The 25,302-nt window shown below is 59.4% G+C and carries 23 protein-coding genes and 1 pseudogene; 16 read left to right on the forward strand and 8 right to left on the reverse strand.

Going from position 1 to position 25,302, the window contains the following annotated elements:
- The first annotated feature begins 152 nt into the window (after window positions 1-152).
- The 3 genes from dgcB to E3O56_RS05905 are packed head-to-tail and all read left to right on the forward strand — an operon-like array spanning window position 153 to window position 4,094.
- On the forward strand, window positions 153-2,093 hold the full coding sequence (gene dgcB / locus E3O56_RS05895; protein ID WP_248127975.1) for a (Fe-S)-binding protein: 1,941 nt from the start codon (window positions 153-155) through the stop codon (window positions 2,091-2,093).
- The gene (locus tag E3O56_RS05900) at window positions 2,093-3,313 is read left to right on the forward strand and encodes an electron transfer flavoprotein subunit alpha/FixB family protein (RefSeq protein WP_103735266.1); all 1,221 of its coding nucleotides are present in this window, start codon (window positions 2,093-2,095) and stop codon (window positions 3,311-3,313) included. Before dgcB ends, E3O56_RS05900 begins: the two co-directional genes overlap by 1 nt.
- Window positions 3,314-3,323: 10 nt before the next feature.
- Window positions 3,324-4,094, forward strand: coding sequence for an electron transfer flavoprotein subunit beta (locus tag E3O56_RS05905; protein WP_223017703.1), 771 nt, complete (start codon window positions 3,324-3,326; stop codon window positions 4,092-4,094).
- 778 nt (window positions 4,095-4,872) lie between these two features.
- On the opposite strand, the gene gbcA is transcribed toward E3O56_RS05905, so the two are convergent.
- Complete coding sequence (gene gbcA, locus E3O56_RS05910) at window positions 4,873-6,168, reverse strand: glycine-betaine demethylase subunit GbcA (protein ID WP_032879076.1); 1,296 nt, start codon at window positions 6,166-6,168, stop codon at window positions 4,873-4,875.
- Window positions 6,169-6,449: 281 nt separating this feature from the next.
- On the opposite strand from gbcA, the gene gbcB reads away from it, so the two are divergent.
- Window positions 6,450-7,550, forward strand: coding sequence for a glycine-betaine demethylase subunit GbcB (gene gbcB, locus E3O56_RS05915; protein WP_032879077.1), 1,101 nt, complete (start codon window positions 6,450-6,452; stop codon window positions 7,548-7,550).
- Window positions 7,551-7,644: 94 nt separating this feature from the next.
- Here the strand turns inward: gbcB and E3O56_RS05920 are convergent, their stop codons facing one another.
- The gene (locus tag E3O56_RS05920; RefSeq protein WP_078822512.1) at window positions 7,645-7,845 is read right to left on the reverse strand and encodes a hypothetical protein; all 201 of its coding nucleotides are present in this window, start codon (window positions 7,843-7,845) and stop codon (window positions 7,645-7,647) included.
- Window positions 7,846-8,038: 193 nt separating this feature from the next.
- Window positions 8,039-9,079 (reverse strand): low specificity L-threonine aldolase, encoded by a 1,041-nt coding sequence (locus E3O56_RS05925; RefSeq protein WP_032879081.1) that lies wholly within the window; start codon window positions 9,077-9,079, stop codon window positions 8,039-8,041.
- Between the two features lie 90 nt (window positions 9,080-9,169).
- On the opposite strand from E3O56_RS05925, the gene E3O56_RS05930 reads away from it, so the two are divergent.
- The 8 genes from E3O56_RS05930 to fdhA all read left to right on the forward strand — a co-directional run bounded on the left by E3O56_RS05930 (window position 9,170) and on the right by fdhA (window position 19,002).
- Window positions 9,170-9,898, forward strand: coding sequence for a TraX family protein (locus E3O56_RS05930; RefSeq protein ID WP_148854074.1), 729 nt, complete (start codon window positions 9,170-9,172; stop codon window positions 9,896-9,898).
- Window positions 9,899-10,133: 235 nt separating this feature from the next.
- Window positions 10,134-11,387 (forward strand): serine hydroxymethyltransferase, encoded by a 1,254-nt coding sequence (glyA, locus tag E3O56_RS05935; protein ID WP_032879086.1) that lies wholly within the window; start codon window positions 10,134-10,136, stop codon window positions 11,385-11,387.
- A gap of 22 nt (window positions 11,388-11,409) precedes the next feature.
- Window positions 11,410-12,660: a sarcosine oxidase subunit beta gene (locus E3O56_RS05940; RefSeq protein WP_003176546.1), complete on the forward strand. Its 1,251-nt coding sequence runs from the start codon at window positions 11,410-11,412 to the stop codon at window positions 12,658-12,660.
- Window positions 12,661-12,675: 15 nt separating this feature from the next.
- Window positions 12,676-12,978, forward strand: a complete 303-nt coding sequence (locus tag E3O56_RS05945) for a sarcosine oxidase subunit delta (protein ID WP_027605979.1) — start codon at window positions 12,676-12,678, stop codon at window positions 12,976-12,978.
- Window positions 12,975-15,992, forward strand: a complete 3,018-nt coding sequence (locus E3O56_RS05950; RefSeq protein ID WP_032879087.1) for a sarcosine oxidase subunit alpha — start codon at window positions 12,975-12,977, stop codon at window positions 15,990-15,992. Before E3O56_RS05945 ends, E3O56_RS05950 begins: the two co-directional genes overlap by 4 nt.
- Window positions 15,993-16,115: 123 nt before the next feature.
- Window positions 16,116-16,748 (forward strand): sarcosine oxidase subunit gamma family protein, encoded by a 633-nt coding sequence (gene soxG, locus E3O56_RS05955; protein ID WP_032879088.1) that lies wholly within the window; start codon window positions 16,116-16,118, stop codon window positions 16,746-16,748.
- Window positions 16,749-16,758: 10 nt separating this feature from the next.
- Complete coding sequence (purU, locus tag E3O56_RS05960; RefSeq protein WP_005792124.1) at window positions 16,759-17,616, forward strand: formyltetrahydrofolate deformylase; 858 nt, start codon at window positions 16,759-16,761, stop codon at window positions 17,614-17,616.
- Between the two features lie 186 nt (window positions 17,617-17,802).
- The gene (gene fdhA, locus E3O56_RS05965; protein ID WP_248127976.1) at window positions 17,803-19,002 is read left to right on the forward strand and encodes a formaldehyde dehydrogenase, glutathione-independent; all 1,200 of its coding nucleotides are present in this window, start codon (window positions 17,803-17,805) and stop codon (window positions 19,000-19,002) included.
- Between the two features lie 394 nt (window positions 19,003-19,396).
- Here the strand turns inward: fdhA and E3O56_RS05970 are convergent, their stop codons facing one another.
- A complete protein-coding gene (locus E3O56_RS05970) occupies window positions 19,397-19,666 on the reverse strand; it encodes a hypothetical protein (RefSeq protein ID WP_248127977.1) in 270 nt (89 codons plus the stop codon).
- Between the two features lie 205 nt (window positions 19,667-19,871).
- On the opposite strand from E3O56_RS05970, the pseudogene E3O56_RS05975 reads away from it, so the two are divergent.
- A pseudogene (locus E3O56_RS05975) lies at window positions 19,872-20,006 on the forward strand (formaldehyde dehydrogenase, glutathione-independent); the annotation flags it as partial.
- A gap of 89 nt (window positions 20,007-20,095) precedes the next feature.
- Here E3O56_RS05975 and E3O56_RS05980 read toward each other — a convergent pair.
- The 3 genes from E3O56_RS05980 to E3O56_RS05990 form a co-directional block, all read right to left on the reverse strand.
- Entirely contained in the window at window positions 20,096-20,521 is a 426-nt protein-coding gene (locus E3O56_RS05980) for a DUF3757 domain-containing protein (protein WP_103735260.1), read from the reverse strand.
- 152 nt (window positions 20,522-20,673) lie between these two features.
- On the reverse strand, window positions 20,674-20,934 hold the full coding sequence (locus tag E3O56_RS05985; protein WP_248089971.1) for a hypothetical protein: 261 nt from the start codon (window positions 20,932-20,934) through the stop codon (window positions 20,674-20,676).
- A 402-nt stretch (window positions 20,935-21,336) separates the two neighbouring features.
- Complete coding sequence (locus tag E3O56_RS05990; RefSeq protein WP_005792120.1) at window positions 21,337-21,795, reverse strand: anti-sigma factor; 459 nt, start codon at window positions 21,793-21,795, stop codon at window positions 21,337-21,339.
- A 136-nt stretch (window positions 21,796-21,931) separates the two neighbouring features.
- Between E3O56_RS05990 and E3O56_RS05995 the strand changes: the two genes are divergently transcribed.
- The gene (locus E3O56_RS05995) at window positions 21,932-22,504 is read left to right on the forward strand and encodes a DUF2780 domain-containing protein (RefSeq protein WP_032879089.1); all 573 of its coding nucleotides are present in this window, start codon (window positions 21,932-21,934) and stop codon (window positions 22,502-22,504) included.
- 194 nt (window positions 22,505-22,698) lie between these two features.
- Window positions 22,699-23,619 carry a hypothetical protein gene (locus tag E3O56_RS06000; protein ID WP_248127978.1) on the forward strand — a complete coding sequence of 307 codons (921 nt, stop codon included), beginning with the start codon at window positions 22,699-22,701 and terminating at the stop codon, window positions 23,617-23,619.
- 92 nt (window positions 23,620-23,711) lie between these two features.
- Here E3O56_RS06000 and E3O56_RS06005 read toward each other — a convergent pair whose 3' ends face one another.
- The gene (locus E3O56_RS06005; RefSeq protein ID WP_032879094.1) at window positions 23,712-24,620 is read right to left on the reverse strand and encodes an acyltransferase; all 909 of its coding nucleotides are present in this window, start codon (window positions 24,618-24,620) and stop codon (window positions 23,712-23,714) included.
- A gap of 173 nt (window positions 24,621-24,793) precedes the next feature.
- Here E3O56_RS06005 and E3O56_RS06010 point away from each other — a divergent pair, with 173 nt between their 5' ends.
- Window positions 24,794-25,294: an ATP-dependent zinc protease gene (locus tag E3O56_RS06010; RefSeq protein WP_103735255.1), complete on the forward strand. Its 501-nt coding sequence runs from the start codon at window positions 24,794-24,796 to the stop codon at window positions 25,292-25,294.
- Window positions 25,295-25,302: the final 8 nt, after the last annotated feature.

The following is a 25,302-nucleotide window of genomic DNA, read 5'->3' on the forward strand; positions in this document are numbered from 1 at the left end:
GGACTCGGTTCAAATGTGGGAGGGGGCTTGCCCCCGATAGCGGTGGGTCAGCTACAACAGTATCAACTGACACTCCGCCATCGGGAGCAAGCCCCCTCCCACATTCAAGGCCAGTTTCACAGTAGACCTGTGTGGTCTGTGGGAGCTTCATCATGTTGAACACCTTGTTGCCAATTCTCTTGTTTGCCGCTTTGGGGCTCGCCGTCCTCGGCGCCTTGCGCCGCATGAGCATGTGGCGCCGTGGGCGTGCATCCAAAGTCGACTTGCTTGGCGGTCTTTTGGCTATGCCCAAGCGCTACATGGTCGACTTGCACCACGTGGTCGCCCGCGACAAATACATTGCCAATACCCACGTCGCCACGGCGCTGGGCTTTGTGCTGTCGGCGCTGCTGGCTATTGCGGTGCACGGCTTCGGCCTGCAGAACCGCATTCTCGGCTATGCCTTGCTGCTGGCTTCGGCGTTGATGTTTGTGGGCGCGATCTTCATGTACCTGCGCCGCCGCAATCCGCCTGCGCGCCTGTCCAAGGGCCCATGGATGCGCCTGCCGAAAAGCCTGATGGCGTTCTCGGTGAGCTTTTTCCTGGTGACCTTGCCGGTGGCCGGGATTCTGCCCGCTGACTTTGGCGGCTGGCTGCTCGCTGCGCTGCTGAGCGTGGGCGTGCTGTGGGGCGTATCGGAAATGTTTTTCGGCATGACCTGGGGCGGGCCGATGAAGCACGCCTTCGCGGGTGCCCTGCACCTGGCCTGGCACCGCCGCGCCGAGCGCTTCGGCGGTGGCCGCTCCACTGGTTTGAAGCCGCTGGACCTCAGTGATAAAACCGCGCCGCTTGGCGTGGAAAAGCCCAAGGATTTCACCTGGAACCAGTTGCTCGGCTTCGACGCCTGCGTGCAATGCGGCAAGTGCGAAGCAGCGTGCCCGGCGTTCGCTGCCGGCCAGCCCCTGAACCCGAAAAAGCTTATCCAAGACATGGTCGTCGGCCTGGCCGGTGGCACCGATGCCAAGTTCGCCGGTAGCCCATACCCAGGCAAACCGGTGGGCGAACACGGCGGTAACCTGCATCAGCCGATCGTCAATGGCCTGGTGGATGCCGAGACGTTGTGGTCGTGCACCACATGCCGCGCCTGCGTGGAAGAGTGCCCGATGATGATCGAGCACGTTGACGCCATCGTCGACATGCGCCGCCACCTCACCCTGGAAAAAGGTGCCACGCCGAACAAGGGCGCCGAAGTCCTGGAAAACCTGATTGCCACCGACAACCCTGGCGGTTTCGCACCGGGCGGTCGCCTCAACTGGGCGGCGGACCTGAACCTGCCGTTGCTCAGTGACAAGGGCAGCTGCGAGGTGCTGTTCTGGGTCGGCGACGGTGCCTTCGACATGCGCAACCAACGCACCCTGCGGGCGTTTGTCAAAGTGCTCAAGGCGGCGGGGGTGGACTTTGCGGTACTTGGCCTGGAAGAACGCGACAGCGGTGACGTAGCGCGGCGTCTGGGCGATGAAGCAACTTTCCAATTGTTGGCCTCGCGCAATATCCAGACGTTGGGCAAATATAGCTTCAAGCGCATTGTTACCTGCGACCCGCACAGTTTCCATGTGCTGAAAAACGAGTACGGCGCCTTCAACGGCAATTACTTCGTACAGCATCACAGCACCTTCATGGCCGAGTTGATCGGCGACGGCGCGCTCAACCTGGGCCAGCACAAAGGCAGCAGCGTGACCTACCACGACCCTTGTTACCTGGGCCGCTACAACGGCGAATACGAGGCACCGCGCCAAGTGCTGCGGGCGTTGGGCATCGAGGTCAAGGAAATGCAACGCTCAGGCTTCCGTTCGCGCTGCTGTGGCGGTGGCGGCGGCGCGCCGATCACTGACATTCCCGGCAAGCAACGTATCCCCGACATGCGCATGGAAGACATCCGCGAAACCGGTGCCGAACTGGTGGCCGTGGGCTGCCCGCAATGTACGGCGATGCTTGAAGGTGTGGTCGAGCCGCGGCCATTGATCAAGGATATTGCCGAGCTTGTGGCCGACGCTTTGCTTGAAGACCCTGTGCCGGCAAAAGCGCCTAAACGTGAACCCGCGGAGGTGCATTGATGAGCGACATTATTCGCCGTGACCCTCGGGCCGAATGGATCGCCCGTAACCGTCTTCACCCCTTGCACGCGGCCATGCAGCCCGTGCAGCAGAGCTGGATGGGCCCCAACGGCATCATTCGTAAAAACGTGCACGGTGTCGGTTTTATCGGCCCCAACGGCATCAAACGTATCGACCGCAGCGGCGCCCAACAGGGCGGTGCGGCCAAGCGTACGGCGGCGGTGGAGGTACAGTTGCCACTGCATCAGGTGCCAACGCCCGCGTTCTACATCAGTGTGGTGCCGGACATGGTCGGTGGCCGCTTGAGCAGCCACGACCGTGACTTGCTTGGCCTGGCCAGGCAACTGGCTGGCAGCGACGGCGCGGTGCTGGCCGTGGTGTTTGGCGAACACAAGGAAAACACCTTCGCCACTGCCGGTGTCGATCGCCTGCTGGTACTGGACGGCCACGCGTTCGACGGTTATTCACCGGAGCAACGCGTACAAGGCCTGCGCGCTGTGGATAACCAGTTCAATCCGCGCCACTGGCTACTGCCGGACAGCCGCAGCGGCGGCGGTGAATTGGGTCGGCGCTTTGCCGCCAGCCTCAAGGAACGCCCGGCGACACGCGTTTGGCAAATCAAGGGCGATGAGTGCATCGGCCGTGCGGGGGCGGGCCAGCAAGATTTGGCCCGGCCGCTGCCGCGCCTGATCCTGGCGGCCGTTGAGTGTGCCGACCCGGTCAGCGAGACCCGGCATGAGGTACTGCCCGTAGAGTTATCCACAAGCCTGGCGCGCAGTTTGTCGCGTATCGAGGACCTGGGGGCGGTGGCGGTGGATCCTGCGGCGATTCCCATGGCCGAAGCGGAATTCATTTTCTCCGGTGGCAATGGCGTGAAGGACTGGGCGCTGTTCCACCAGACCGCCGCAGCCCTGGGCGCCACCGAGGGCGCGTCGCGGGTGGCGGTGGACGATGGCTTCATGGCGCGTGATCGTCAGGTCGGCGCCAGCGGCACCTGGGTCACGGCGCGGGTGTACGTGGCCGTGGGTATTTCCGGGGCGATCCAGCACCTGCAAGGCATCGGGGCCTGCGACAAGGTGGTGGCGATCAACCTCGACCCGACCTGCGACATGATCAAGCGTGCCGACCTGTCGGTGATCGGCGAAAGCGCCGCGATTCTGCAAGCCTTGATCGATGCGGTGCAGGCCTACCGCAACGGCGCCAAGCGCGATGCAGCTTAGGGACATGACCATGACAACCACTGTAATCAGCTTGGTATCCATCGGCGCCCACCCCACTTCCGGGCGCCCGCGCCGTGCGGAGCAGGACGCCCGCGCTGTCGAGCTGGGCCTGCAAATGGCTGGGGATAAGTTGCAGGTGCTGCACGCCGGCGATATCAACGAGCCGACCTTGCGTAGCTACCTGGGGATGGGGCTGGCGCAACTGCATGTATTGGAACAGCCGCCCGGCGCCGATGCCTTGCCGGTACTCAGTGAATACCTGCATGACGCCGGCGCCCAGGTGGTACTCACCGGCAGTCAGGCGGAAACCGGCGAAGGCTCGGGCATGTTGCCGTTTTTGCTGGCAGAACAATTGGGTTGGCCGTTGATTGTAGGGTTGGCCCAGGTGGAATCCATCGACGCGGGCGTCGCCCATGTACTGCAAGCCTTGCCTCGCGGCCAGCGGCGGCGCCTTAAAGTGCGCCTGCCGTTTCTGGCCACCGTGGATAACGCTGCGCCCAAACCGCGCCAGAGTGCATACGGCCCGGCGCAACGTGGCGAACTGGCGGCCCATGAGGTGGAGATCGAACAGGACGAGTTATTCACAGGCGCCCTGCTGCAACCGGCCAAGCCAAGGCCCAAGCGTCTTAAGGTGATCAAGGCCAAGAGCGGCGCCGACCGTATGAAGGCTGCCACGGCCAAGGCCAGTGGCGGTGGTGGGCAGGTGCTCAAGGGTGTGAGTGCTGAAGAGGGCGCTCAGGCGATTCTCAAGCTGTTGATTGAAGAGGGTGTCGTACGCTGATCCGCTGTGGGAGGGGGCGCGCTCCCTCCCGCATGAGTTCTGCGGTTTACCCACAATCGCTGTTGATCCGCTTGTGGATAACCTGTTCGCGGTTGTCCACACCCCCTATGTATCAAGCCTTGCAGCCCTCTGTACGAAAAATAGCCAGCCTAAACTGCGGTTTTTCCAGGAGTTTTCCCGGTTGGCAGTACTGACTTGCCCCCAAAGTCTGTTGGCGCATCTGTGGATAAGATGTTCGCTATCTTCTGTAAGCCATGTAAACAAAGGCTTTCAGGAGGTTGATCGAAATTCGATCAGTTTCGGCTTTTTTCTGCATTGAAACCCCGGGAAGCCCGATTTATGCAGGGTTTGTGCGCTTTTCCACAGGTTGGATAAAGTTGCCCCCAAAGTCTGTTGGTGCATCTGTGGATAAGGTGTTCGCTTAGTGCTGTAGGCCATATGAATCAAGGTCTGCACAGATATGATCAATAAATGATCAGGTAAGGATGGATCCCTTGGTTTCAAATAAGTCACGGATTTTCTTGATTTAATTTAAGCCGCACACCGACTTGCCCACAATTGCTGTGGGTGGCTTTGTGGATAAGTTGTTGGACAAAGGCTGGAGGGCAGGGTGTTAGCGGTCTGCGCGAGAGTTGATCAAATAGTAGGCAGCGTCTGCTTGAAGTGTGGGAGGGGGGGCTTGCTCCCGATAGGGATGGCTCAGCTTGCACATGCATTGGCTGATACTCCGTTATCGGGAGCAAGCCCCCTCCCACATTTTTGATCCATAGGGCGTCAGTTACTCGTGTGCAGCCACACCTTTGAGGTACGGAGCAGGCGCGGCCCCCAAGTTGTTCAACATGCGCTCGCTGTACCAGTCCACAAAGTTCACCACGCCAAACTCATAGGTCTTGGAGTACGGGCCAGGCTGGTAGGCGGTGGAGTTGATGCCGCGCTGGTTCTCCTCGGCCAGGCGACGGTCCTGGTCGTTGGTGGCGTCCCACACCTGGCGCATGCGCTCCACATCGTAGTCCACGCCTTCCACGGCGTCCTTGTGCACGATCCACTTGGTGGTGACCATGGTTTCCTGGGCGCTGATCGGCCACACGGTGAACACGATGATGTGGTCGCCCATGCAGTGGTTCCACGAATGAGGCAGGTGCAGGATGCGCATCGAGCCCAGGTCCGGGTTCTTGATGCGGCCCATCAGTTTGGCGCAGCCCTGCTTGCCGTCCAGGGTCATCGACACTGTGCCCTTGAGCAGCGGCATACGCACGATGCGGTTACGCAGGCCGAAGCTGGCGTGGGCGTAAGGGATCTTCTCGGCATCCCAGGCGGCGGCGGAGGCGGCTACGTGGTCCTTGAACGCCTGGTCGGCGCGCGGGTCGGTGACGTCGTCCCATTCCAGCAGGGTTTTGAGCAGTTCCGGGTGCGACGCGTTGCAGTGGTAGCACTCGCGGTTGTTTTCCAGCACCAGCTTCCAGTTGGCTTTTTCGAACAAGGTGGTCTGGATCGCCACCTTGGTGTTTTCCATGTCGTAGGGTTCCATGTAATGGCTGAGCGTCGACAGGAAGTCATCGATGGCCGGCGGGGTCTCGGCCAGGCTGATGAAAATGTAGCCGCCGGCGGTCTTCACGTTTACCGGTTTCAAGCCGTACTGCTTCATGTCGAAGTCGGCGCCCATCTCGGTACCGGCGAACAACAGGCGACCGTCCAGTTCGTAGGTCCATTGGTGGTAGTGGCAAACCAGTTTGGCGACCTTGCCCTTTTCGCTGGTGCACAAGCGCGAACCACGGTGGCGGCAGACGTTGTGGAATGCATGCACCACGCCTTCGGCGCCACGGATCACGATGATCGGGTTCTTGCCCACTTGCAGGGTCAGGTAGTTGCCCTTGGTGGGGATTTCGCAGGTCATGCCGGCAATCAACCACTCTTTCTGGAAGATCTCCTGCATGTCGATATCAAACAGCCGCTCATCAGAGTAGAACGGCTGTGGCAGCGAAAAGGTGCGCTCGCGCTCGTGCAGCATTTGCGCGGTGGCCTTGCGTGCGGGTTCCAGCGGATCGCCCAAGCTTAAGGTTGCGGTGACGTCCATCGTGTGTGTCCTCATGGCCATTCTGTGTGGCCGGCGAATAGTGGCTGATCAGGTTTGCAGCAAGGCGTAAAGAACGCGTCTTTGTTGGGAGCGAGTGTGGGCCCGGCGTTGGGTCGAACCTTATCCATGGGCGACATGGCCCAATCTGATCCCGACGCGCAAGGCCCTGTCTTTGGGGGCTGGTCGCCGTAAGTATGTGAATGTCGCAGATAGGTAAATGGGTGGCCCCGGCGTTACGCAGAATCGCCACCATAAGGCCGACGTCGGCGGTGGAGAACAACATGTCTAGCAATTTCCTGAATCCGGTAACCACCCAGACCTGGGCCAATGGTCGGCACATCGTCCGTTGCGTCAAAGTCATCCAGGAAACCTGGGACGTGCGCACCTTCTGTTTTATGGCTGACCAGCCGATCCTGTTCTTCTTCAAGCCCGGGCAATTCGTCACCCTGGAGCTGGAAATCGAAGGCCAGCCGATCATGCGCTCCTACACGATCTCCAGTTCACCGTCGGTGCCTTACAGCTTTTCGGTAACCATCAAGCGTGTACCGGGCGGGCGTGTGTCCAACTGGCTGCATGACACGCTGCACGAGGGCCAGGAGCTGGCGGTGCACGGCCCGGTCGGGCTGTTCAACGCGATCGACTTCCCCAGCCCGAAAGTGCTGTACCTGAGCGGCGGGGTGGGGATCACCCCAGTCATGTCCATGGCGCGCTGGTTCTACGACACCAACGCTAATGTCGACATGACGTTTGTTCACAGTGCGCGTTCACCCAAGGACATCATCTACCACCGCGAGCTGGAGCACATGGCGTCGCGGATCGACAATTTCAGCTTGCACCTGATTTGCGAAAAGCATGGCCTGGGTGAACCCTGGGCCGGCTACCGCGGTTATCTGAATCACAAGATGCTGGAACTGATGGTGCCGGACTTCCTGGAGCGCGAAGTATTCTGTTGCGGCCCGACGCCTTACATGAGCGCAGTGAAACGCCTGCTGGAAACCGCCGGTTTCGATATGGCGCGTTATCACGAAGAATCCTTTGGTGCTACGCCGCCGGAAGCGCGGGCTGACGCCGTGGAGCAGGCCGAGCAAGCGGCGGATGCGCCGGAAATCGACCTCGCGGATCTGCACCAGGTGGAGTTCATCGCATCGGGCAAAAGCATTCGGGTGGCCCCCGGCGAGACTGTCCACGCAGCAGCTGCCAAGCTTGGCCTGTTGATCCCCAAAGCCTGCGGCATGGGTATCTGCGGCACGTGCAAGGTGATGAAGCTGGGCGGGGAGGTGGAGATGGAACACAACGGCGGGATCACCGAGGAAGACGAAGCTGAAGGCTACATCCTGTCGTGCTGCAGTGTGCCGAAGGGCGATGTGCGCATCGAGTTCTAATACCTCGCACATTCCCACGCAGGAACGTGGGAATGTGCGGTCGGCTGTGCGCCGAGGGTCATGAGTCTTCGGCGCGTGCTTCCAGGAGTAACGGTTACTGCGCGTAGATATGCACGACGAAATGCTGGCCTGATGCTGTCAATTCATAGGCTTTATCGTAGATCCTCAACGTCCTCGAAGGTTCGCGGATGGTGTCCCCGACTTTGGCGTACTTCCTGAACTCATCCCAGTCAATCACCGTGGTGCTGATAGTGCCATCGCTTTGCAGGGTGTTGCCGTTGCTTTGATATTCCATGATTAAGCTCTCCATTGGATTTACGTTTCCAGCCGATTATTCGGCGGGTAGCGAACCCGGAAAGTGGCGGTTATGACTGCGTTTTCCTTCCGGGTACCAAGAGGCTAGTCAACGAATATCCAGCGCGCAGCTGTCAGAAATATCAAAAAACAGACTCGGCAATCGGCCAGTATTCGCTGGCCGAATTCCCACGTTAAGCCCTCATGACTTCCCTGATATCGGCGGCTAATTCTCGTACACGCTCTTCTTCTGTGTCCCACGCACACATGAATCGCGCCCCACCTTTACCGATAAAGGTGTAGAAGCGCCAACCCTTGGCTGTAAGCCCCGCAATGGCTGGCTCCGAGAGTTGCAGAAATACGCCGTTGGCTTGCACAGGGAACATCAATTCCACGCCGGGGATGTCCGCAACCAGGCTGCTGAGCAATTGCGCGCAGTGGTTGGCGTGGCGTGCGTGCTTGAGCCAGGCATCGTTTTCCAGCAAGCCTACCCACGGGGCGGACAGGAAGCGCATCTTTGATGCCAACTGGCCGGCCTGTTTGCAGCGGTAGTCGAAGTCTTCGGCCAGCTTGTGATTGAAGAACAGGATGGCTTCACCCACCGCCATGCCGTTCTTGGTGCCGCCAAAGCACAGCACGTCCACCCCGGCTTTCCAGGTCAGGTCGGCCGGTGAGCAACCCAGGAACGCGCAGGCGTTGGAGAAGCGGGCACCGTCCATGTGCAGGTTCAGGCCCAGCTCTTTGCAGGTGGCGCTGATGGCGCGGATTTCTTCCGGGGTGTACACGCTGCCGACTTCGGTGGCCTGGGTCAGGGTGACCACGCGCGGTTTGGGGTAGTGGATGTCCTGGCGCTTGAGGGCGATCTCGCGGATCGATTCCGGCGTCAGCTTGCCGTTCTCGGTGCGTGCAGTGAGCAGCTTGGAGCCATTGGAGAAAAACTCCGGTGCGCCGCATTCGTCGGTTTCAACGTGGGCGGTTTCCGAGCAAATCACGCTATGGTAGCTCTGGCACAGCGAGGACAGTGCCAGGGAGTTGGCGGCGGTGCCGTTGAAGGCGAAGAACACTTCGCAGTCGGTTTCGAACAAATTGCGGAAACCGTCGGCGGCGCGATGGGTCCACTCGTCATCACCGTAAGCGCGTTGATGGCCGTGGTTGGCTTGTTCCATGGCGGCCCAGGCTTCCGGGCAGATGCCGGAATAGTTGTCGCTGGCGAATTGTTGGCTCTTGTCGGTCATGGCCCATTCCTGTGGTCGATGTTGGTGCGCACTTTAACCAAGATTGTCAGGGGCGCGCACGCTCTGTAAATGCAAAGTCGTTGGGGAATTATGCACGGTACTCATACCTTGCCTGTCGGACGTGTCCGAGATGGCGCTTTGGACTTACTCAAGTGGCTGGCGCTGCTGAGCATGGTGCTCGATCACCTGCGCTATGTGGGGTTGAGCCTGGATGGGCTGTATGTGCCTGGGCGCCTGGCGTTCCCGTGGTTTTGCCTGGCGATTGCGGCCAATTTGCACAGGGCCCGGAACGCTCCGGTGACCGGCCATCGGCGCTACCTGGGGTGGTTGCTGCTGTTCAGCGTGATCAGCGAAGTGCCTTATCGGATGTTCATCGAAGATGCCGATACCTTGAACGTGTTGCCGACTCTGGCGCTGGGCCTGCTGGTTGCCCGAGGTTGGCAGCAGAAGGCGTTGGTTGATCGAGGATTGGCGCTGATCGCTGTCACAATAGCAGCTGTGTTTTCAACCCAGTTGATGTTCGGTTTCTTTGGTGTATTGCTGCCACTGGCGATGCTGTTGGTGTTTCGCCGGCCCTGGTATTTCAGCGTGCTGCCGGGTTTGGTCTGCGTCGCCGCGAATCAATGGCAGATTCTGCTCAATAGCGGCACGCCTGTGGCGCAGTTGGGGTTGGCTGCATGTCTGATTGCGCCGCTGGCAGGATTGGTCTTATTGCGACATGGCAAAAACGCCAAGCCACCCGCCATGCGGCGCTGGGCCTATGCCCTGTATCCCATGCATTTTCTTCTGTTGCTACTCGTTCGCAAGCTCATCGCCTGACCCCTGTGGGAGCTGGCTTGCCTGCGATGCAGACACCTCGGTCTGCCAGTTGCACCGCAGCGATGCCATCGCAGGCAAGCCAGCTCCCACACAAGCTTTGCACATTCTTCAGTCCATGTCGTAAACGCACCTTTGCGTGGCGTGCGCAGGCATTTGACCTGTACGCGCCAGCCCTACCATCGCATCAAAGGGCCCTGCGAGGGCTTCAACAATACGAAAGGCTGGGAGAGACGCGATGTTCAGCAAACAAGACCAGATCCAGGGATATGACGACGCACTGCTGGCGGCCATGAATGCCGAGGAGCAGCGTCAGGAAGACCATATCGAGCTGATCGCGTCGGAGAACTACACCAGCAAACGCGTGATGCAAGCCCAAGGCAGCGGCCTGACCAACAAGTACGCCGAAGGCTACCCGGGCAAGCGCTACTACGGTGGCTGCGAGCATGTGGACAAGGTCGAGGCCCTGGCCATCGAGCGCGCCAAGCAGCTGTTCGGCGCCGATTACGCCAACGTGCAGCCGCACTCCGGTTCGTCCGCCAACAGCGCGGTGTACCTGGCGCTGATCAATGCCGGCGACACCATTCTGGGCATGAGCCTGGCCCACGGCGGTCACCTGACTCACGGTGCCAAAGTGTCGTCCTCGGGCAAGCTGTACAACGCAGTGCAATACGGCATCAACACCGACACCGGCCTGATCGACTACGACGAAGTCGAGCGCCTGGCGGTCGAGCACCAGCCGAAGATGGTGGTGGCCGGTTTCTCTGCCTACTCCAAAACCCTGGATTTCCCACGCTTCCGTCAGATTGCCGACAAAGTGGGCGCGCTGCTGTTCGTCGACATGGCCCACGTCGCCGGCCTGGTGGCCGCCGGCCTGTACCCCAACCCGCTGCCCTACGCCGACGTGGTCACTACCACTACCCACAAGACCCTGCGCGGTCCTCGGGGCGGCCTGATTCTGGCCAAGGCCAACGAAGCGATTGAAAAGAAACTCAATGCTGCGGTGTTCCCCGGTGCCCAGGGCGGCCCGCTGATGCATGTGATCGCCGGCAAGGCGGTGTGCTTCAAGGAAGCGCTGGAGCCCGGCTTCAAAGCGTATCAGCAACAAGTGATCGACAACGCCCAGGCGATGGCCGAGGTGTTCATCAAGCGTGGCTACGATGTGGTCTCCGGCGGCACCGATAACCACTTGTTCCTGGTCAGCCTGATCCGTCAGGGCCTCACCGGCAAAGACGCGGACGCCGCCCTCGGTCGCGCCCACATCACCGTCAACAAGAACGCCGTGCCGAATGACCCGCAGTCGCCGTTCGTGACCTCGGGCCTGCGCATCGGCACTCCGGCGGTGACCACCCGTGGTTTCAAGGTGCCGCAGTGCATCGAGTTGGCTGGCTGGATCTGCGACATCCTCGACAACCTCGGCGACGCCGATGTCGAGGCCAACGTGGCCAAACACGTGTCTGCCCTGTGCGCTGATTTTCCGGTTTATCGCTGAGCGCGGTTTTGGAGTAATGACTATGCAACGCTACTCAGGCTTCGGCCTCTTCAAGCACTCCCTCAGCCATCACGAAAACTGGCAGAAAATGTGGCGCACGCCCACGCCGAAAAAAGTCTACGACGTGGTCATCGTCGGTGGCGGCGGGCATGGTCTGGCGACCGCCTACTACTTGGCCAAGGAGCACGGCATCACCAACGTGGCTGTGGTCGAGAAAGGCTGGCTGGGCGGCGGTAACACTGCGCGCAATACCACCATCGTGCGTTCCAACTACCTGTGGGACGAGTCCGCGCATTTGTACGAACATGCGATGAAACTCTGGGAAGGTTTGTCTCAGGACCTCAACTACAACGTGATGTTCTCCCAGCGCGGCGTGTACAACCTGTGCCACACCCTGCAAGACATCCGCGACTCCGAACGCCGTGTGAGCGCCAACCGCCTCAACGGCGTGGACGGCGAACTGCTCAATGCCCAGCAAGTAGCTGACGAGATTCCATACCTGGACTGCTCGAAAAACACCCGCTACCCCGTGCTGGGCGCCACCGTGCAACGTCGCGGCGGCGTAGCCCGTCACGATGCCGTAGCCTGGGGCTTTGCCCGTGCTGCCGATGCCTTGGGCGTGGACTTGATCCAGCAAACCGAAGTGATCGGGTTCCGCAAGGAAAACGGCGTGTGCATCGGTGTGGAGACCAACAAGGGCTTTATCGGCGCCAAGCGCGTCGGCGTCGTCACTGCTGGTAACTCCGGGCACATGGCCTCGCTGGCCGGTTTCCGCCTGCCGATCGAATCCCACCCGTTGCAAGCGTTGGTGTCGGAGCCGATCAAGCCGATTATCGACAGCGTGATCATGTCCAACGCCGTGCACGGCTACATCAGCCAGTCCGACAAGGGCGACCTGGTGATCGGTGCCGGTATCGACGGCTACAACGGCTACGGCCAGCGTGGTTCGTACCCGGTCATTGAGCACACCATTCAGGCCATCGTCGAGATGTTCCCGGTGCTGTCGCGGGTGCGCATGAACCGCCAGTGGGGCGGCATCGTCGACACCACGCCGGATGCCTGCCCGATCATCTCCAAGACCCCGGTACCGAACATGTTCTTCAACTGCGGTTGGGGCACCGGTGGCTTCAAGGCCACGCCGGGCTCAGGCAACGTGTTTGCTGCGAGCCTGGCCAAGGGTGAAATGCACCCGCTGGCCGCACCTTTCTCCATCGACCGTTTCCACAACGGTGCGTTGATCGATGAACATGGCGCTGCGGCCGTCGCCCACTAACAGGAGAAATTCCCTATGTTGCATATCTTCTGTCCTCACTGCGGCGAACTGCGCTCCGAAGAGGAATTCCACGCGTCCGGCCAAGCGCACATCCCGCGCCCGCTGGACCCGAATGCCTGCACCGATGAAGAGTGGGGCGACTACATGTTCTTCCGCGACAACCCTCGCGGCCTGCACCACGAACTGTGGATCCATGCTGCCGGTTGCCGCCAGTACTTCAATGCCACCCGCGACACCGTCACCTACGAAATTCTTGAAACCTACAAGATTGGCGAAAAACCCCAGTTCACCGCCAAGGCTTCTGGAGAGAAGGTATGAGCCAGATCAATCGCCTGTCCAACGGTGGCCGCATCGACCGCAATAAAGTCCTGACTTTCAGTTTCAACGGCCAGACTTACAAAGGCTTTGAAGGCGATACCCTGGCCGCCGCGTTGCTGGCCAACGGCGTCGACATCATCGGCCGCAGTTTCAAGTACTCGCGCCCTCGCGGCATCTTTGCCGCCGGCGCCGAAGAGCCGAACGCAGTGCTGCAGATCGGTGCTACCGAAGCCACGCAAATTCCTAACGTGCGCGCCACCCAACAGGCGCTGTACCAGGGCCTGGTTGCCACCAGCACCAACGGCTGGCCGAACGTTAACAACGACGTGATGGGCATTCTCGGCAAGGTCGGCGGCAAGCTGATGCCGCCGGGCTTCTACTACAAAACGTTCATGTATCCGCAATCGTTCTGGATGACCTACGAGAAGTACATCCGCAAGGCCGCAGGCTTAGGCCGCTCGCCGACCGAGAACGACCCGGACACCTACGACAACTTCAACCGTCATTGCGACGTGCTGGTCGTGGGCGCAGGCCCTGCCGGCCTCGCGGCTGCATTGGCCGCTGCGCGCAGCGGTGCGCGGGTGATCATCGCCGACGAGCAGGAAGAGTTCGGTGGCTCGCTGCTCGATTCCCGCGAAAGCCTCGACGGCAAGCCGGCCACCGAATGGGTTGCCAGCGTCATTGCCGAATTGAAAGCCCTGCCGGACGTGGTACTGCTGCCCCGCGCCACCGTCAACGGCTACCACGACCATAACTTCCTGACCATTCACGAGCGCCTCACCGATCACCTCGGTGACCGTGCGCCGATTGGCGTGGTGCGTCAGCGTATCCACCGTGTGCGCGCCAAGCGCGTGGTGCTGGCCACCGGCGCGTGTGAGCGTCCGCTGGTGTACGGCAACAACGATGTGCCGGGCAATATGCTGGCCGGAGCGGTCTCTACCTATGTGCGCCGCTACGGTGTGGCGCCGGGCAAAAAGCTGCTGCTGTCGACCAACAACGACCATGCCTATCGCGTCGCACTGGACTGGTTTGATGCGGGCCTTTCGGTGGTGGCGGTGGCTGATGCCCGTCACAACCCACGTGGCGCGCTGGTGGAAGAAGCCCGCGCCAAAGGCATTCGCATCCTCACCGGCAGCGCCGTGATCGAAGCGCGTGGCAGCAAGCATGTGACCGCTGCCCGCGTGGCCGCGATCGATGTGAAAGCGCATAAAGTCACCAGCCCCGGCGAGTGGCTGGACTGCGACCTGGTCGCCAGTTCAGGCGGTTACAGCCCGGTGGTCCACTTGGCCTCGCACCTGGGCGGCAAGCCGACCTGGCGTGAAGATATCCTCGGGTTTGTACCGGGCGAAGCACCGCAGAAACGCGTGTGCGTCGGCGGTATCAACGGTGTCTACGGCCTTGGCGATTCCCTCGCCGATGGTTTTGAAGGTGGCGTGCGTGCGGCCAGTGAAGCCGGTTTTGCGCCGGTGGAAGGTGTGCTGCCTAAAGCCTTGAGCCGTCTGGAAGAGCCGACGCTGGCGCTGTTCCAGGTGCCCCACGAAAAAGCCACTGCACGGGCGCCGAAGCAATTTGTCGACCTGCAAAATGACGTCACCGCAGCCGCCATCGAACTGGCCACCCGCGAAGGTTTCGAATCGGTCGAGCACGTCAAACGCTACACCGCGCTGGGCTTCGGTACTGACCAGGGCAAGCTGGGTAACGTCAACGGCCTGGCCATCGCCGCCCGTTCGCTGAACGTGACCATCCCGCAGATGGGCACCACCATGTTCCGTCCCAACTACACGCCAGTGACGTTCGGCGCGGTGGCGGGCCGTCACTGTGGGCACATTTTCGAACCGGTGCGCTACACCGCGCTGCAAGCCTGGCACGTGAAGAACGGCGCCGAGTTTGAGGATGTCGGCCAGTGGAAACGCCCATGGTATTTCCCGCGTAACGGTGAAGATCTGCACGCCGCGGTGAAGCGCGAATGCCTGGCGGTGCGTGACAGCGTCGGCCTGCTGGATGCCTCCACCCTCGGCAAGATCGATATCCAGGGCCCGGATGCGCGTGAGTTCCTCAACCGCATCTACAGCAACGCCTGGACCAAGCTCGATGTGGGCAAGGCGCGCTACGGTCTGATGTGCAAGGAAGACGGCATGGTCTTCGACGACGGCGTCACTGCCTGTCTGGCCGACAACCACTTCCTGATGACGACCACCACCGGCGGCGCCGCCCGCGTTCTCCAGTGGCTGGAAATCTACCAACAGACCGAATGGCCTGACCTCAAGGTGTACTTCACCTCGGTCACGGACCATTGGGCGACCATGACCCTGTCTGGCCCCAACAGCCGCAAGCTGCTGGCGGAAGTCACCGACATCGACCTGGACAAGGATGGCTTCCCGTTCATGACCTGGAAGGAAGGTTTGGTCGGCGGTGTACCGGCGCGGGTGTTCCGTATCTCGTTTACCGGTGAGCTGTCGTACGAAGTCAACGTGCAGGCCGACTACGCCATGGGCGTGCTGGAGAAGATCGTCGAGGCCGGCAAAAAGTACAACCTGACCCCGTACGGCACCGAGACCATGCACGTCCTGCGCGCCGAGAAGGGCTTCATCATCGTCGGGCAAGACACCGACGGCTCGATGACCCCGGACGACCTGAACATGGGCTGGTGCGTAGGCCGTACCAAACCGTTCTCGTGGATCGGCTGGCGCGGCATGAATCGCGAAGACTGTGTGCGTGAAGAGCGTAAGCAACTGGTGGGCTTGAAGCCGATTGATCCAAACGTATGGCTGCCGGAAGGCGCGCAGTTGGTGTTCGATCCAAAGCAGACGATTCCGATGAAGATGGTCGGTCACGTCACTTCAAGCTATGCGCACAACTCCCTGGGTTATTCGTTTGCCATGGGTGTGGTGAAGGGTGGCTTGAAGCGCATCGGTGAGCGGGTGTTCTCACCGCAGGCCGATGGCAGCGTGATCGAGGCGGAGATTGTGTCTTCGGTGTTCTTTGACCCGAAAGGTGATCGCCAGAACATTTGATAGACCGCGTCGCGGCCATCGCAGGCAAGCCAGCTCCCACAGGGGAATGCATTCCAAGTGTGGGAGGGGGCTTGCTCCCGATGAGGCCAGAACAGTCACCACAGAATTCAGGAAAGGTGCTTTATGACAGCAGCCAATGTTTACCAACAACGCCCCACCACCAGCGCCAAGGCCGAGTCGTCGCTGCACCATGCAGACCTCGCCAGCCTGGTCGGCAAGGGCCGCAAGAACGCCGGCGTGACCGTGCGTGAAAAGAAACTCCTCGGCCACCTGACTATCCGTGGCGATGGCCATGATGCCGCCTTCGCCGCTGGCGTACTCCAGGCCGTCGGCATTGAACTGCCCGGCCCGCTAAGCGTGACCGTCAACGGCGAGACCAGCCTGCAATGGCTTGGCCCGGACGAGTGGCTGCTGATCGTGCCGAGCGGCGATGAATTTGCCGCTGAACAAAACCTGCGTGCCGCCTTGGGGGATTTGCACATCCAGATCGTCAACGTCAGCGGCGGCCAGCAGATTCTCGAGCTCAGCGGCCCTAACGTGCGCGATGTGCTGATGAAGTCCACCAGCTACGACGTACACCCCAATAATTTCCCGGTGGGCAAGGCGGTGGGCACGGTGTTCGCCAAGTCGCAATTGGTGATCCGCCATACCGCTGAAGACACCTGGGAACTGCTGATCCGTCGCAGCTTCTCCGATTACTGGTGGTTGTGGCTGCAGGATGCCTCGGCCGAATTCGGTCTGAGCGTTCAAGCCTGAGGAATCGCCCATGAGCCGCGCACCCGATACATGGATTTTGACTGCCGACTGCCCCAGCGTGCTCGGCACGGTGGACGCGGTCACCCGCTACCTGTTCGAGCAGGGCTGCTATGTCACTGAGCACCACTCGTTTGATGATCGTCTCTCGGGCCGGTTTTTCATTCGTGTGGAGTTTCGTCAGCCTGACGGTTTTGACGAGCAGGCGTTCCGCGATGGCCTGGCGACCCGTGGTGAAGCCTTCGGCATGATCTTCGAGCTGACGGCGCCGAACTATCGGCCGAAAGTGGTGATCATGGTCTCCAAGGCCGATCACTGCCTCAACGACCTGCTGTACCGCCAGCGCATCGGCCAGCTGTCGATGGACGTGGTCGCGGTGGTGTCCAACCACCCCGATCTCAAGCCGTTGGCCGACTGGCACCAGATTCCCTACTACCATTTCCCGCTCGACCCCAACGACAAACCGTCCCAGGAGCGGCAGGTGTGGCAAGTGGTGGAAGACACCGGCGCCGAACTGGTGATCCTTGCGCGCTACATGCAGGTGCTGTCGCCGGAGCTGTGCCGCAAGCTGGATGGCAAGGCCATCAACATTCATCACTCGTTGCTGCCGGGGTTCAAGGGCGCCAAGCCGTATCACCAGGCGTACAACAAGGGCGTGAAACTGGTGGGGGCCACGGCGCATTACATCAACAATGATTTGGATGAGGGGCCGATCATCGCCCAGGGTGTGGAGGTGGTTGATCACAGCCACTATCCCGAGGATTTGATCGCCAAGGGCCGTGATATCGAAGGGCTCACATTGGCGCGTGCGGTGGGGTATCACATTGAGCGGCGGGTGTTCTTGAATGCCAATCGCACCGTCGTTCTTTAGATCGCTATCGCAGGCAAGCCAGCTCCCACATTCCAGGATGTGTGAACCCGATCCACTGTGGGAGCTGGCTTGCCTGCGATGAGGCCCTTACAAGCAACACAAGAAACAGCATCTGTACCCGAGCACTAACGCGCTGCCCACCCAAGCGGCAACGCAGTTCCATAAAAACAACAGCGAGGTGAAAGCATGTCTGGTAATCGTGGTGTCGTGTATCTCGGCAACGGCAAGGTCGAAGTACAGAAAATCGACTATCCCAAAATGCAGGACCCGCGCGGCAGGAAGATTGAGCACGGCGTCATCCTGCGCGTGGTCTCCACCAACATCTGCGGCTCCGACCAACACATGGTGCGTGGCCGCACTACTGCCCAGACCGGCCTGGTGCTGGGGCATGAAATCACCGGCGAAGTGATCGAGAAGGGCAGCGACGTCGAGAACCTGAAAATCGGCGACCTGGTTTCCGTGCCGTTCAACGTCGCGTGCGGCCGCTGCCGCTCGTGCAAGGAGCAACACACCGGCGTATGCCTGACCGTCAACCCGGCGCGTGCCGGTGGTGCCTACGGCTACGTCGACATGGGCGACTGGACCGGCGGCCAGGCCGAGTACGTGCTGGTGCCGTACGCCGACTTCAACCTGCTCAAACTGCCGGACCGCGACAAGGCCATGGAGAAAATCCGTGACCTGACCTGCCTCTCCGACATCTTGCCCACGGGCTACCACGGCGCCGTCACTGCCGGCGTTGGCCCGGGCAGCACCGTTTACATTGCTGGTGCCGGCCCGGTCGGTCTGGCCGCTGCTGCCTCGGCTCGGCTGTTGGGTGCAGCCGTTGTAATCATTGGCGACGTCAATTCCATCCGCCTGGCCCACGCCAAGGCCCAGGGTTTTGAAATCGTCGACCTGTCCACCGATACGCCGCTGCACGAACAGATTGCTGCGTTGCTGGGCGAACCGGAAGTGGATTGCGCCGTCGACTGCGTAGGCTTTGAAGCACGCGGCCATGGCCACGACGGTGTCAAGGCCGAAGCCCCGGCCACCGTGCTCAACTCACTGATGGGCGTGGTGCGTGTGGCAGGCAAGATCGGTATCCCTGGCCTCTACGTCACCGAAGATCCGGGTGCTGTCGAGGCCGCCGCGAAAATGGGCAGCCTGAGCATTCGCTTCGGTCTGGGTTGGGCCAAATCCCACAGCTTCCACACCGGGCAGACGCCGGTGATGAAGTACAACCGCCAACTGATGCAGGCGATCATGTGGGATCGGATCAATATCGCCGAAATCGTCGGTGTGCAGGTGATCAGCCTGGACGATGCGCCACGCGGGTATGGCGAGTTCGACGCGGGTGTACCGAAGAAGTTTGTGATTGATCCGCATAAGTTGTTCAGTGCGGCGTAATGACACCGTGTCCAGTCTGAAATAGGTTTACACCCATTTCAACCTCAAAACGCCTGATGCACCGCATCGGGTGTTTTGTATTTCAGTGCCATCGTTCATTGAACATCTGACATAGTGTTTTTGGCGTGCAATCGCAGGTAAAGCTCTGAGCAGTATCGGACTCTACGATCCGAGTGATGAACCAGGTGCTGCTTCTTGCCGCGCCTGAAATACTTTTTTAAGGGCGGTGAGCACGACAACTACCCTGACACCAAAGGGCTGCGTAAAGCCAAAGCTGAAAAATGGCGACTCTAGGGGGCAAGAGTCGCCGATTCTGTGCGTTGAGTGTCTCTGTTTCACACTGTCGTAGACTTTTAATGCTGCAAGTTGTGTTGAGCCAGTGTGTTGCATTTAACTATTTTTGTAATTTTTCTAGTTGGTGTTTGAGGATGTTTATCATTTGCGGGTTCGTTTCGGTCTTTAATTCTTCTTCTATCTTTGCTATATCTGCCTTTGTCTCAGCTTCTCCCGAACGAGTGCAGGTGATAACATCGCGGGAGTCGTTGTACTTTTGTTTCATCTTCTCAAACGCTGCCGCCTCGCTAGCTGCAGTTATAGTTTCATATTGTACGTTGCGGTAGCCAGTTGTCGAACCTATGCGGAAATCAAAGTTATATTCTTTCATTGCGGTATTCCTTATGAATGCTTGGTTTAGGGTTTGAGTGGTAATGGTATTAAGAATGCGCGTTATGGGAACCTGTCAAGGTTGACAGGTTGTTATATTTTTTTTGGAATGATGTATTGTGTTTTTACTGGAAAAAAATTTTGCTTATCTCATTGAAGATGTTTGCGGCAGTATTTTTCAAAATAAATAGCTTAGGCAGTGCGGGCGCATCTACATTGCCGAAATCGTCGGCGTACATGTGATCAGCCTGGACGATGCGCCACGCGGGTATGGCGAGTTCGATGCAGGTGTACCGAAGAAGTTTGTGATTGATCCGCATAAGTTGTTCAGTGCGGCGTAAGTGGAAAATGAACGGCGACCTTCAGGTCGTCGTTCTTGTTTGACATTCCAGGCATTCGGTGCAATTACACTATTGCTGCACCACGCTGATCAATTGAAGGTGCAGCCTGACGGTTCTTTGGCCTGGCAATCAACAGTCCAATTGCCTTCAACTGGGAGCAGTGCTTTACCTGTCTTTAGCACCATGACGGTGTTGGCTTCGCCATCCCTGCTGTTTTCTCCGGTTCCCTCGTATCGGCAGATGACAGCTGAGTCTTTGCTCTTCTTAGTGACCGGGTCGAAGCTTGCTTTTTGAAGGCGTACCGATGTGAAGACGTAGCTTGATAGATCGTTTTTTTCAGTCCATTTATCTCCGCCCACCCACTCGTTGCCGTCTGGCCCTGCGGCGGTGTAGCTGAAACCACCTCCGACCATCGGCTTTTGCTCAATTTTGGAAACTTCCGGGCAGGTAGTGGCGTACGCGGTGTTCGCAAGGAGAAAAAGTGTCATCAGACAAAGGGTGTTGTAGGTGTTCATTTTTCATACTCCTTTATGTCGTTTCGGAAAGAGTATGAGAAAGAGAAGGAGGAGGATACTGTGAAAGATGACAGTTTTTAGAAGTCGTTCTGATTAACCAATCCGAGGTTATTTCGAAGGATGATAAAAGTCGCCCTATTTGTTTTTGGAATTTACGCCTGCAAACGCCGGCTGATCACATCCAGCAAATCGCATCCATCGCGTAATGGAATGGCGCACAGCAGGGCGAAGTCCTGGAGGACGATGTTGTCGGTTTGCAGGCCCTCGCGAAACGCCAGGTTTTCCATGACTTGGGTGACCGCGCGGATGCGGTAGACGGCGGCGTCGTGGAGCACGTCAAGCGGGACCTGGGTGTCGATGAGTAGGGAGGGAGTGGTGGCGTCGTGGCCGGTGAGCGGCATGTATCGGTTCATGTTTTAAAACCCATTCAAGTAGAGGTGGGCTACACACTTGTTCGTCGCCAAACGAACTGGGTGGCAGCTGTACGCAGGTTGGCGAACCGGGAATGGAACTGGCAGACCCGAAGGTCTCCCGCGCACAGCCACCATGAAGGCAGCTATTGCGGACGCAAAAGAACCTGCAAAAAAGCAGAAGCTTTTGCACCATTCACCGGGTCGCCAAACCCGTGTCGCCATGTGGACGACGGCCGAACTATAAGCGCCATCCCTTGCCATGAGTAAGCCACCCAGGCACTGAATATCAAAATGTGGGAGGGGGCTTGCTCCCGATAGCGGTGGCTCAGTCGGTACTGCTGTGACTGGCCTGCCGCTATCGGGAGCAAGCCCCCTCCCACAAGGGTTTATGGTGTTTAGGAATCAGCGAGTGGCCAGTGCGCCCTGGTATACAGTCGGGCCTGTCGGTTGTTTGCTGATGGAGCCACCCTTGGTCTCCGAACTCACCATCAACTCCACCGGCTTGCTGATGGTTTCCTGCTGACGCGGGTTCAGGCCGATGATGCCCTCGCCGTCTTCCGGCAACAGGCCCAGCGACACCGGTGTGCCATCTTTAGGGATTGCCCACAGCTCCAGGCTTTGGTCTGGCGCCGGCGCCGTGGAGGCAATCGGCTGCACTTCAAGATAATCCTTGTGGGCCATGATTTGCGCGGCCGGCTGCTGGGTAGTGTTCACCAGCGTTGCCGCGGATTTGACGCTGTCCTGGGTGTAGAGGGCGCCGCCGATACCGGCAACCACCACCACACAGGCGCCGATGAACAGGCGTGGGCGGCTCCAGAATGGAGGCTTTTGCTCAATCACTTGGGGTTGGATCGCAGTCATAAGTCTCTTCTCGACAAATTTTGTAGTCTGTCCATGGACCCGATTATCCCGATTGGGTTCCGGGCATGGCCTGGAACAACCGACGGGATACCTAGTCCAACGCTTGCTTTTGCATCCATCTCCTGAGGTTGTATTGATGAAGATTTCACGCGGTTTTGCCCTTTCCTGCCTGCTGTCCATGGCCGCCGGCCCGGTGTTCGCCGCAGGTTTCAGCCTTGGCGATGCAGCCAACGCGATTTCCGGTATGCAGGGTGGCAACAACAAAGCCGCTGCCGCCGCACCCTCGTCCGAAACGGCCGGCCTGCTGAGCGCCCTGACCTCGCAACTGAACATCACCCCCGAGCAAGCGGTGGGCGGCACGGGCGCCATGCTGGGCCTGGCCAAGAACAAACTGAGCGGCAACGACTATTCGCAACTGGGCAACAGCGTGCCGGGCCTCGATCAATTGTCGGGTAACAACGCATTGGGCAGTCTCGGCGCTTTAAGCGGGATGCTCGGCCAGAGCGGCGGCAGCAAGACCAGCGGCCTTGATGGTTTGTTGGGTAACGTGAAGAACACCAACGACCTGAATACCGCGTTCAGTGCCTTGGGCATGGACAGTGGGATGGTAAGCCAGTTTGCCCCGGTGATCCTCAAATACCTGGGCGGGCAAGGCGCCAGCGACTCGGTGCTGGGCAAGCTTGCCCAGGCTTGGGGGGCCAGCAGTTAAGCGGCCTTCTCCAAGAGTCGCGTTTCCTATAGTTATTTCTGAATCATCTTTCATGATGCGTTGGATGTGGACGAAATAAATTGTAGTGAACCAGTAGGAACGGCAGGAAAGTTGGGTGCCACGTAGTAGTAACTTTCGCAGCATCACGTGGTGCTGTTCGAAGGTCAATCGACGAACTAACTACATGGTGCCTGATGAGTTCTATTAACCAGCTGCAAACCACACTCCAGAATATATACAACCAGGTTGGCGCCAATGTGCCGGCCAGCAAGGCTGGGCTGATCGACCACAATGTGTTGCATAACCTGGGGTTGAGCGCGAATTTGTTGCAGAACTTGCGCAACGATCTGAGTGCCGTCGCTAATGGATCGAATCCTGAGCGGGCACTCAATAACTTGATGTCTGGGCTGCAACAAATCTCGGGTTCTACCAATGCTCGGGCCAAAGAGTGGCCGGCAGACAAACTGTTGCCTGAAGGCGGCGTGCACCTTGTAAAGGGGGCGGACGGTCAACCAGAAGCAGTCACTGCTGCTAAAGAGTGGCCGGCAGGCAAACCGTTGCCTGAAGGCGGCGTGCACCTTGTGAAGGGTGCGGACGGTCAACCAGAAGCAGTCACTGCTGCTAAAGAGTGGCCGGTAGACAAACCGTTGCCTGAAGGTGGCGTGCACCTTGTGAAGGGGTCGGACGGTCAACCAGAAGCAGTCACTGCTGCTAAAGAGTGGCCGGTAGACAAACCGTTGCCTGAAGGTGGCGTGCACCTTGTGAAGGGTACGGACGGTCAACCAGAAGCAGTCACTGCTGCTAAAGAGTGGCCGGTAGACAAACCGTTGCCTGAAGGTGGCGTGCACCTTGTGAAGGGTGAGGACGGCCAACCAAAAGAGGTTGATGCATCCGGAGTGCCGCGCAGCGATTTGGCAAATGTGCCCTCGTCTGTGCAGGCTTCCGCTGACGCAGTGATTTCCAATCTCGTTGAGGTGTTGGGCGCCCAGGCTGCTGGAGGTGATATCTCGCAAGCATCAGCAAAGATGCGCACGGCTTTGGATTCCCTTTTTGACAGGACCAACCCTACGCAGGTACGAGATGCTCTGCGCAACAGCATAAATGAGCTGGCTTGAGCGGTAGCGTCGAAACAGTAGGGAGCTGCAGGAAGCAAGACACCACTATGGATTACCTTTCAAGGTCTCGTGTATGACCTTGGAAGGTTCCATCATCGTTGGCTTTCGCATTGCATGCCGTCGTTTTCCAGCAGTTCATGGATTCGACGGTCCTTTTCCGCCCAGAGCTGGTTGACCCAGTTCTGGACGGTCTGGCGAAACGCCGGATCATTCTCGTAATCCCCTTGCCACAACGCCGGGTCCAGCTCGCGGGTGCGGATATCCACAATCACCTTCGGCACCGCGCCACTGATCAAGTCCCAGAACCCCGGGATCTTGTGTTGCGGGTAGACCACGGTGACGTCGAGTACCGCGTCCAGCTGTTCACCCATCGCCGCCAGTACAAACGCGACGCCGCCTGCCTTGGGCTTGAGTAGCCGGGTAAAGGGTGAATCCTGTTGCGCGCGCTTGGCCTCGCTGAACCGCGTGCCTTCCAGGTAATTGACCACCGTCACCGGCTGGCGCTTGAATAGCTCGCAGGCCTCCTTGGTGATTTTCAGATCCTGCCCTGCCAGTTCAGGATGCTTGGCCAGAAATGCTTTGGTGTAGCGCTTCATGAACGGGTAATCCAGCGCCCACCAGGCCAGGCCGAGGAAGGGCACCCAGATCAGCTCTTTTTTCAGGAAGAATTTGAAGAACGGCGTGCGCCGGTTCAGCGCCTGGATCAGCGCCGGAATATCGACCCAGGATTGGTGGTTGCTGATGACCAGGTAGGAGGTGTCACTGCGCAGGTTCTCACCGCCGCGGATATCCCATTGGGTTGGAATGCACAGCGAGAAAATCAACTTGTCGATCTCGGCCCAGGTCTCGGCGATCCACATCACCGCCCAGGACGCATAGTCACGCGAGCGGCCCGGCGCCACCAGCTTGAGCAGGGCAAACACCATCAAGGGGCCGATCAGGATCAGCGTGTTGAGTAACAGCAGCAGTGTGACCAAACAGCCGGTGAGCAGGCGGCGCATAAATAACTCTTGGAATCTTGTGGGTGGGCCATGATAAGCAAGGTGAGTCTAGAGGCCAAATCGCAAATCAGCGGACGAATGTTTCACAATGTGCCGTGTAGGGTGGCAGTCACTAACCAAGTGCCGCGTTTGCGGTCTAGAATCCGCCTACTTCTTTCCGAGGAACTCACTTCGTGAAACTGTTATTTGCCTCCCTCGCTCTGCTGGCCCTGCCTGTCATGGCTGCCGAACCGACCCTTTATGGTCGCTACGAATACATCCAGTTGCCGGAGATCGGCGAAACCTTCAAGGCCAAGATGGATACCGGCGCGCTGACCGCCTCGCTGTCGGCCCGGGACATCGAGACCTTCACCCGCGACGGCGATGATTGGGTGCGCTTCCGCCTCGGCGGCAAGGACGCCGGCAGCAAGGTCTACGAGCACAAGGTGTCGCGCATCAGCAAGATCAAGAGCCGTGCCGACGAAGATGACGACAAGGACGAAGCCAGCGTGGCCAAGCGTCCGGTGATCGATCTGGAGATGTGCCTGGGCGACGTCAAGCGCACCGTCGAGGTTAACCTCACCGACCGCAGCAGCTTCAACTACCCGCTGTTGATCGGCGCCAAGGCCCTGCGTGAATTTGGCGCGGCGGTGAACCCGGCACGTCGCTACACTGCCGACAAACCGGACTGCTGATTGAACCC

The sequence above is a fragment of the Pseudomonas sp. W2Aug9 genome (assembly GCF_023127755.1).
Lineage (GTDB): Bacteria > Pseudomonadota > Gammaproteobacteria > Pseudomonadales > Pseudomonadaceae > Aquipseudomonas > Aquipseudomonas synxantha_A.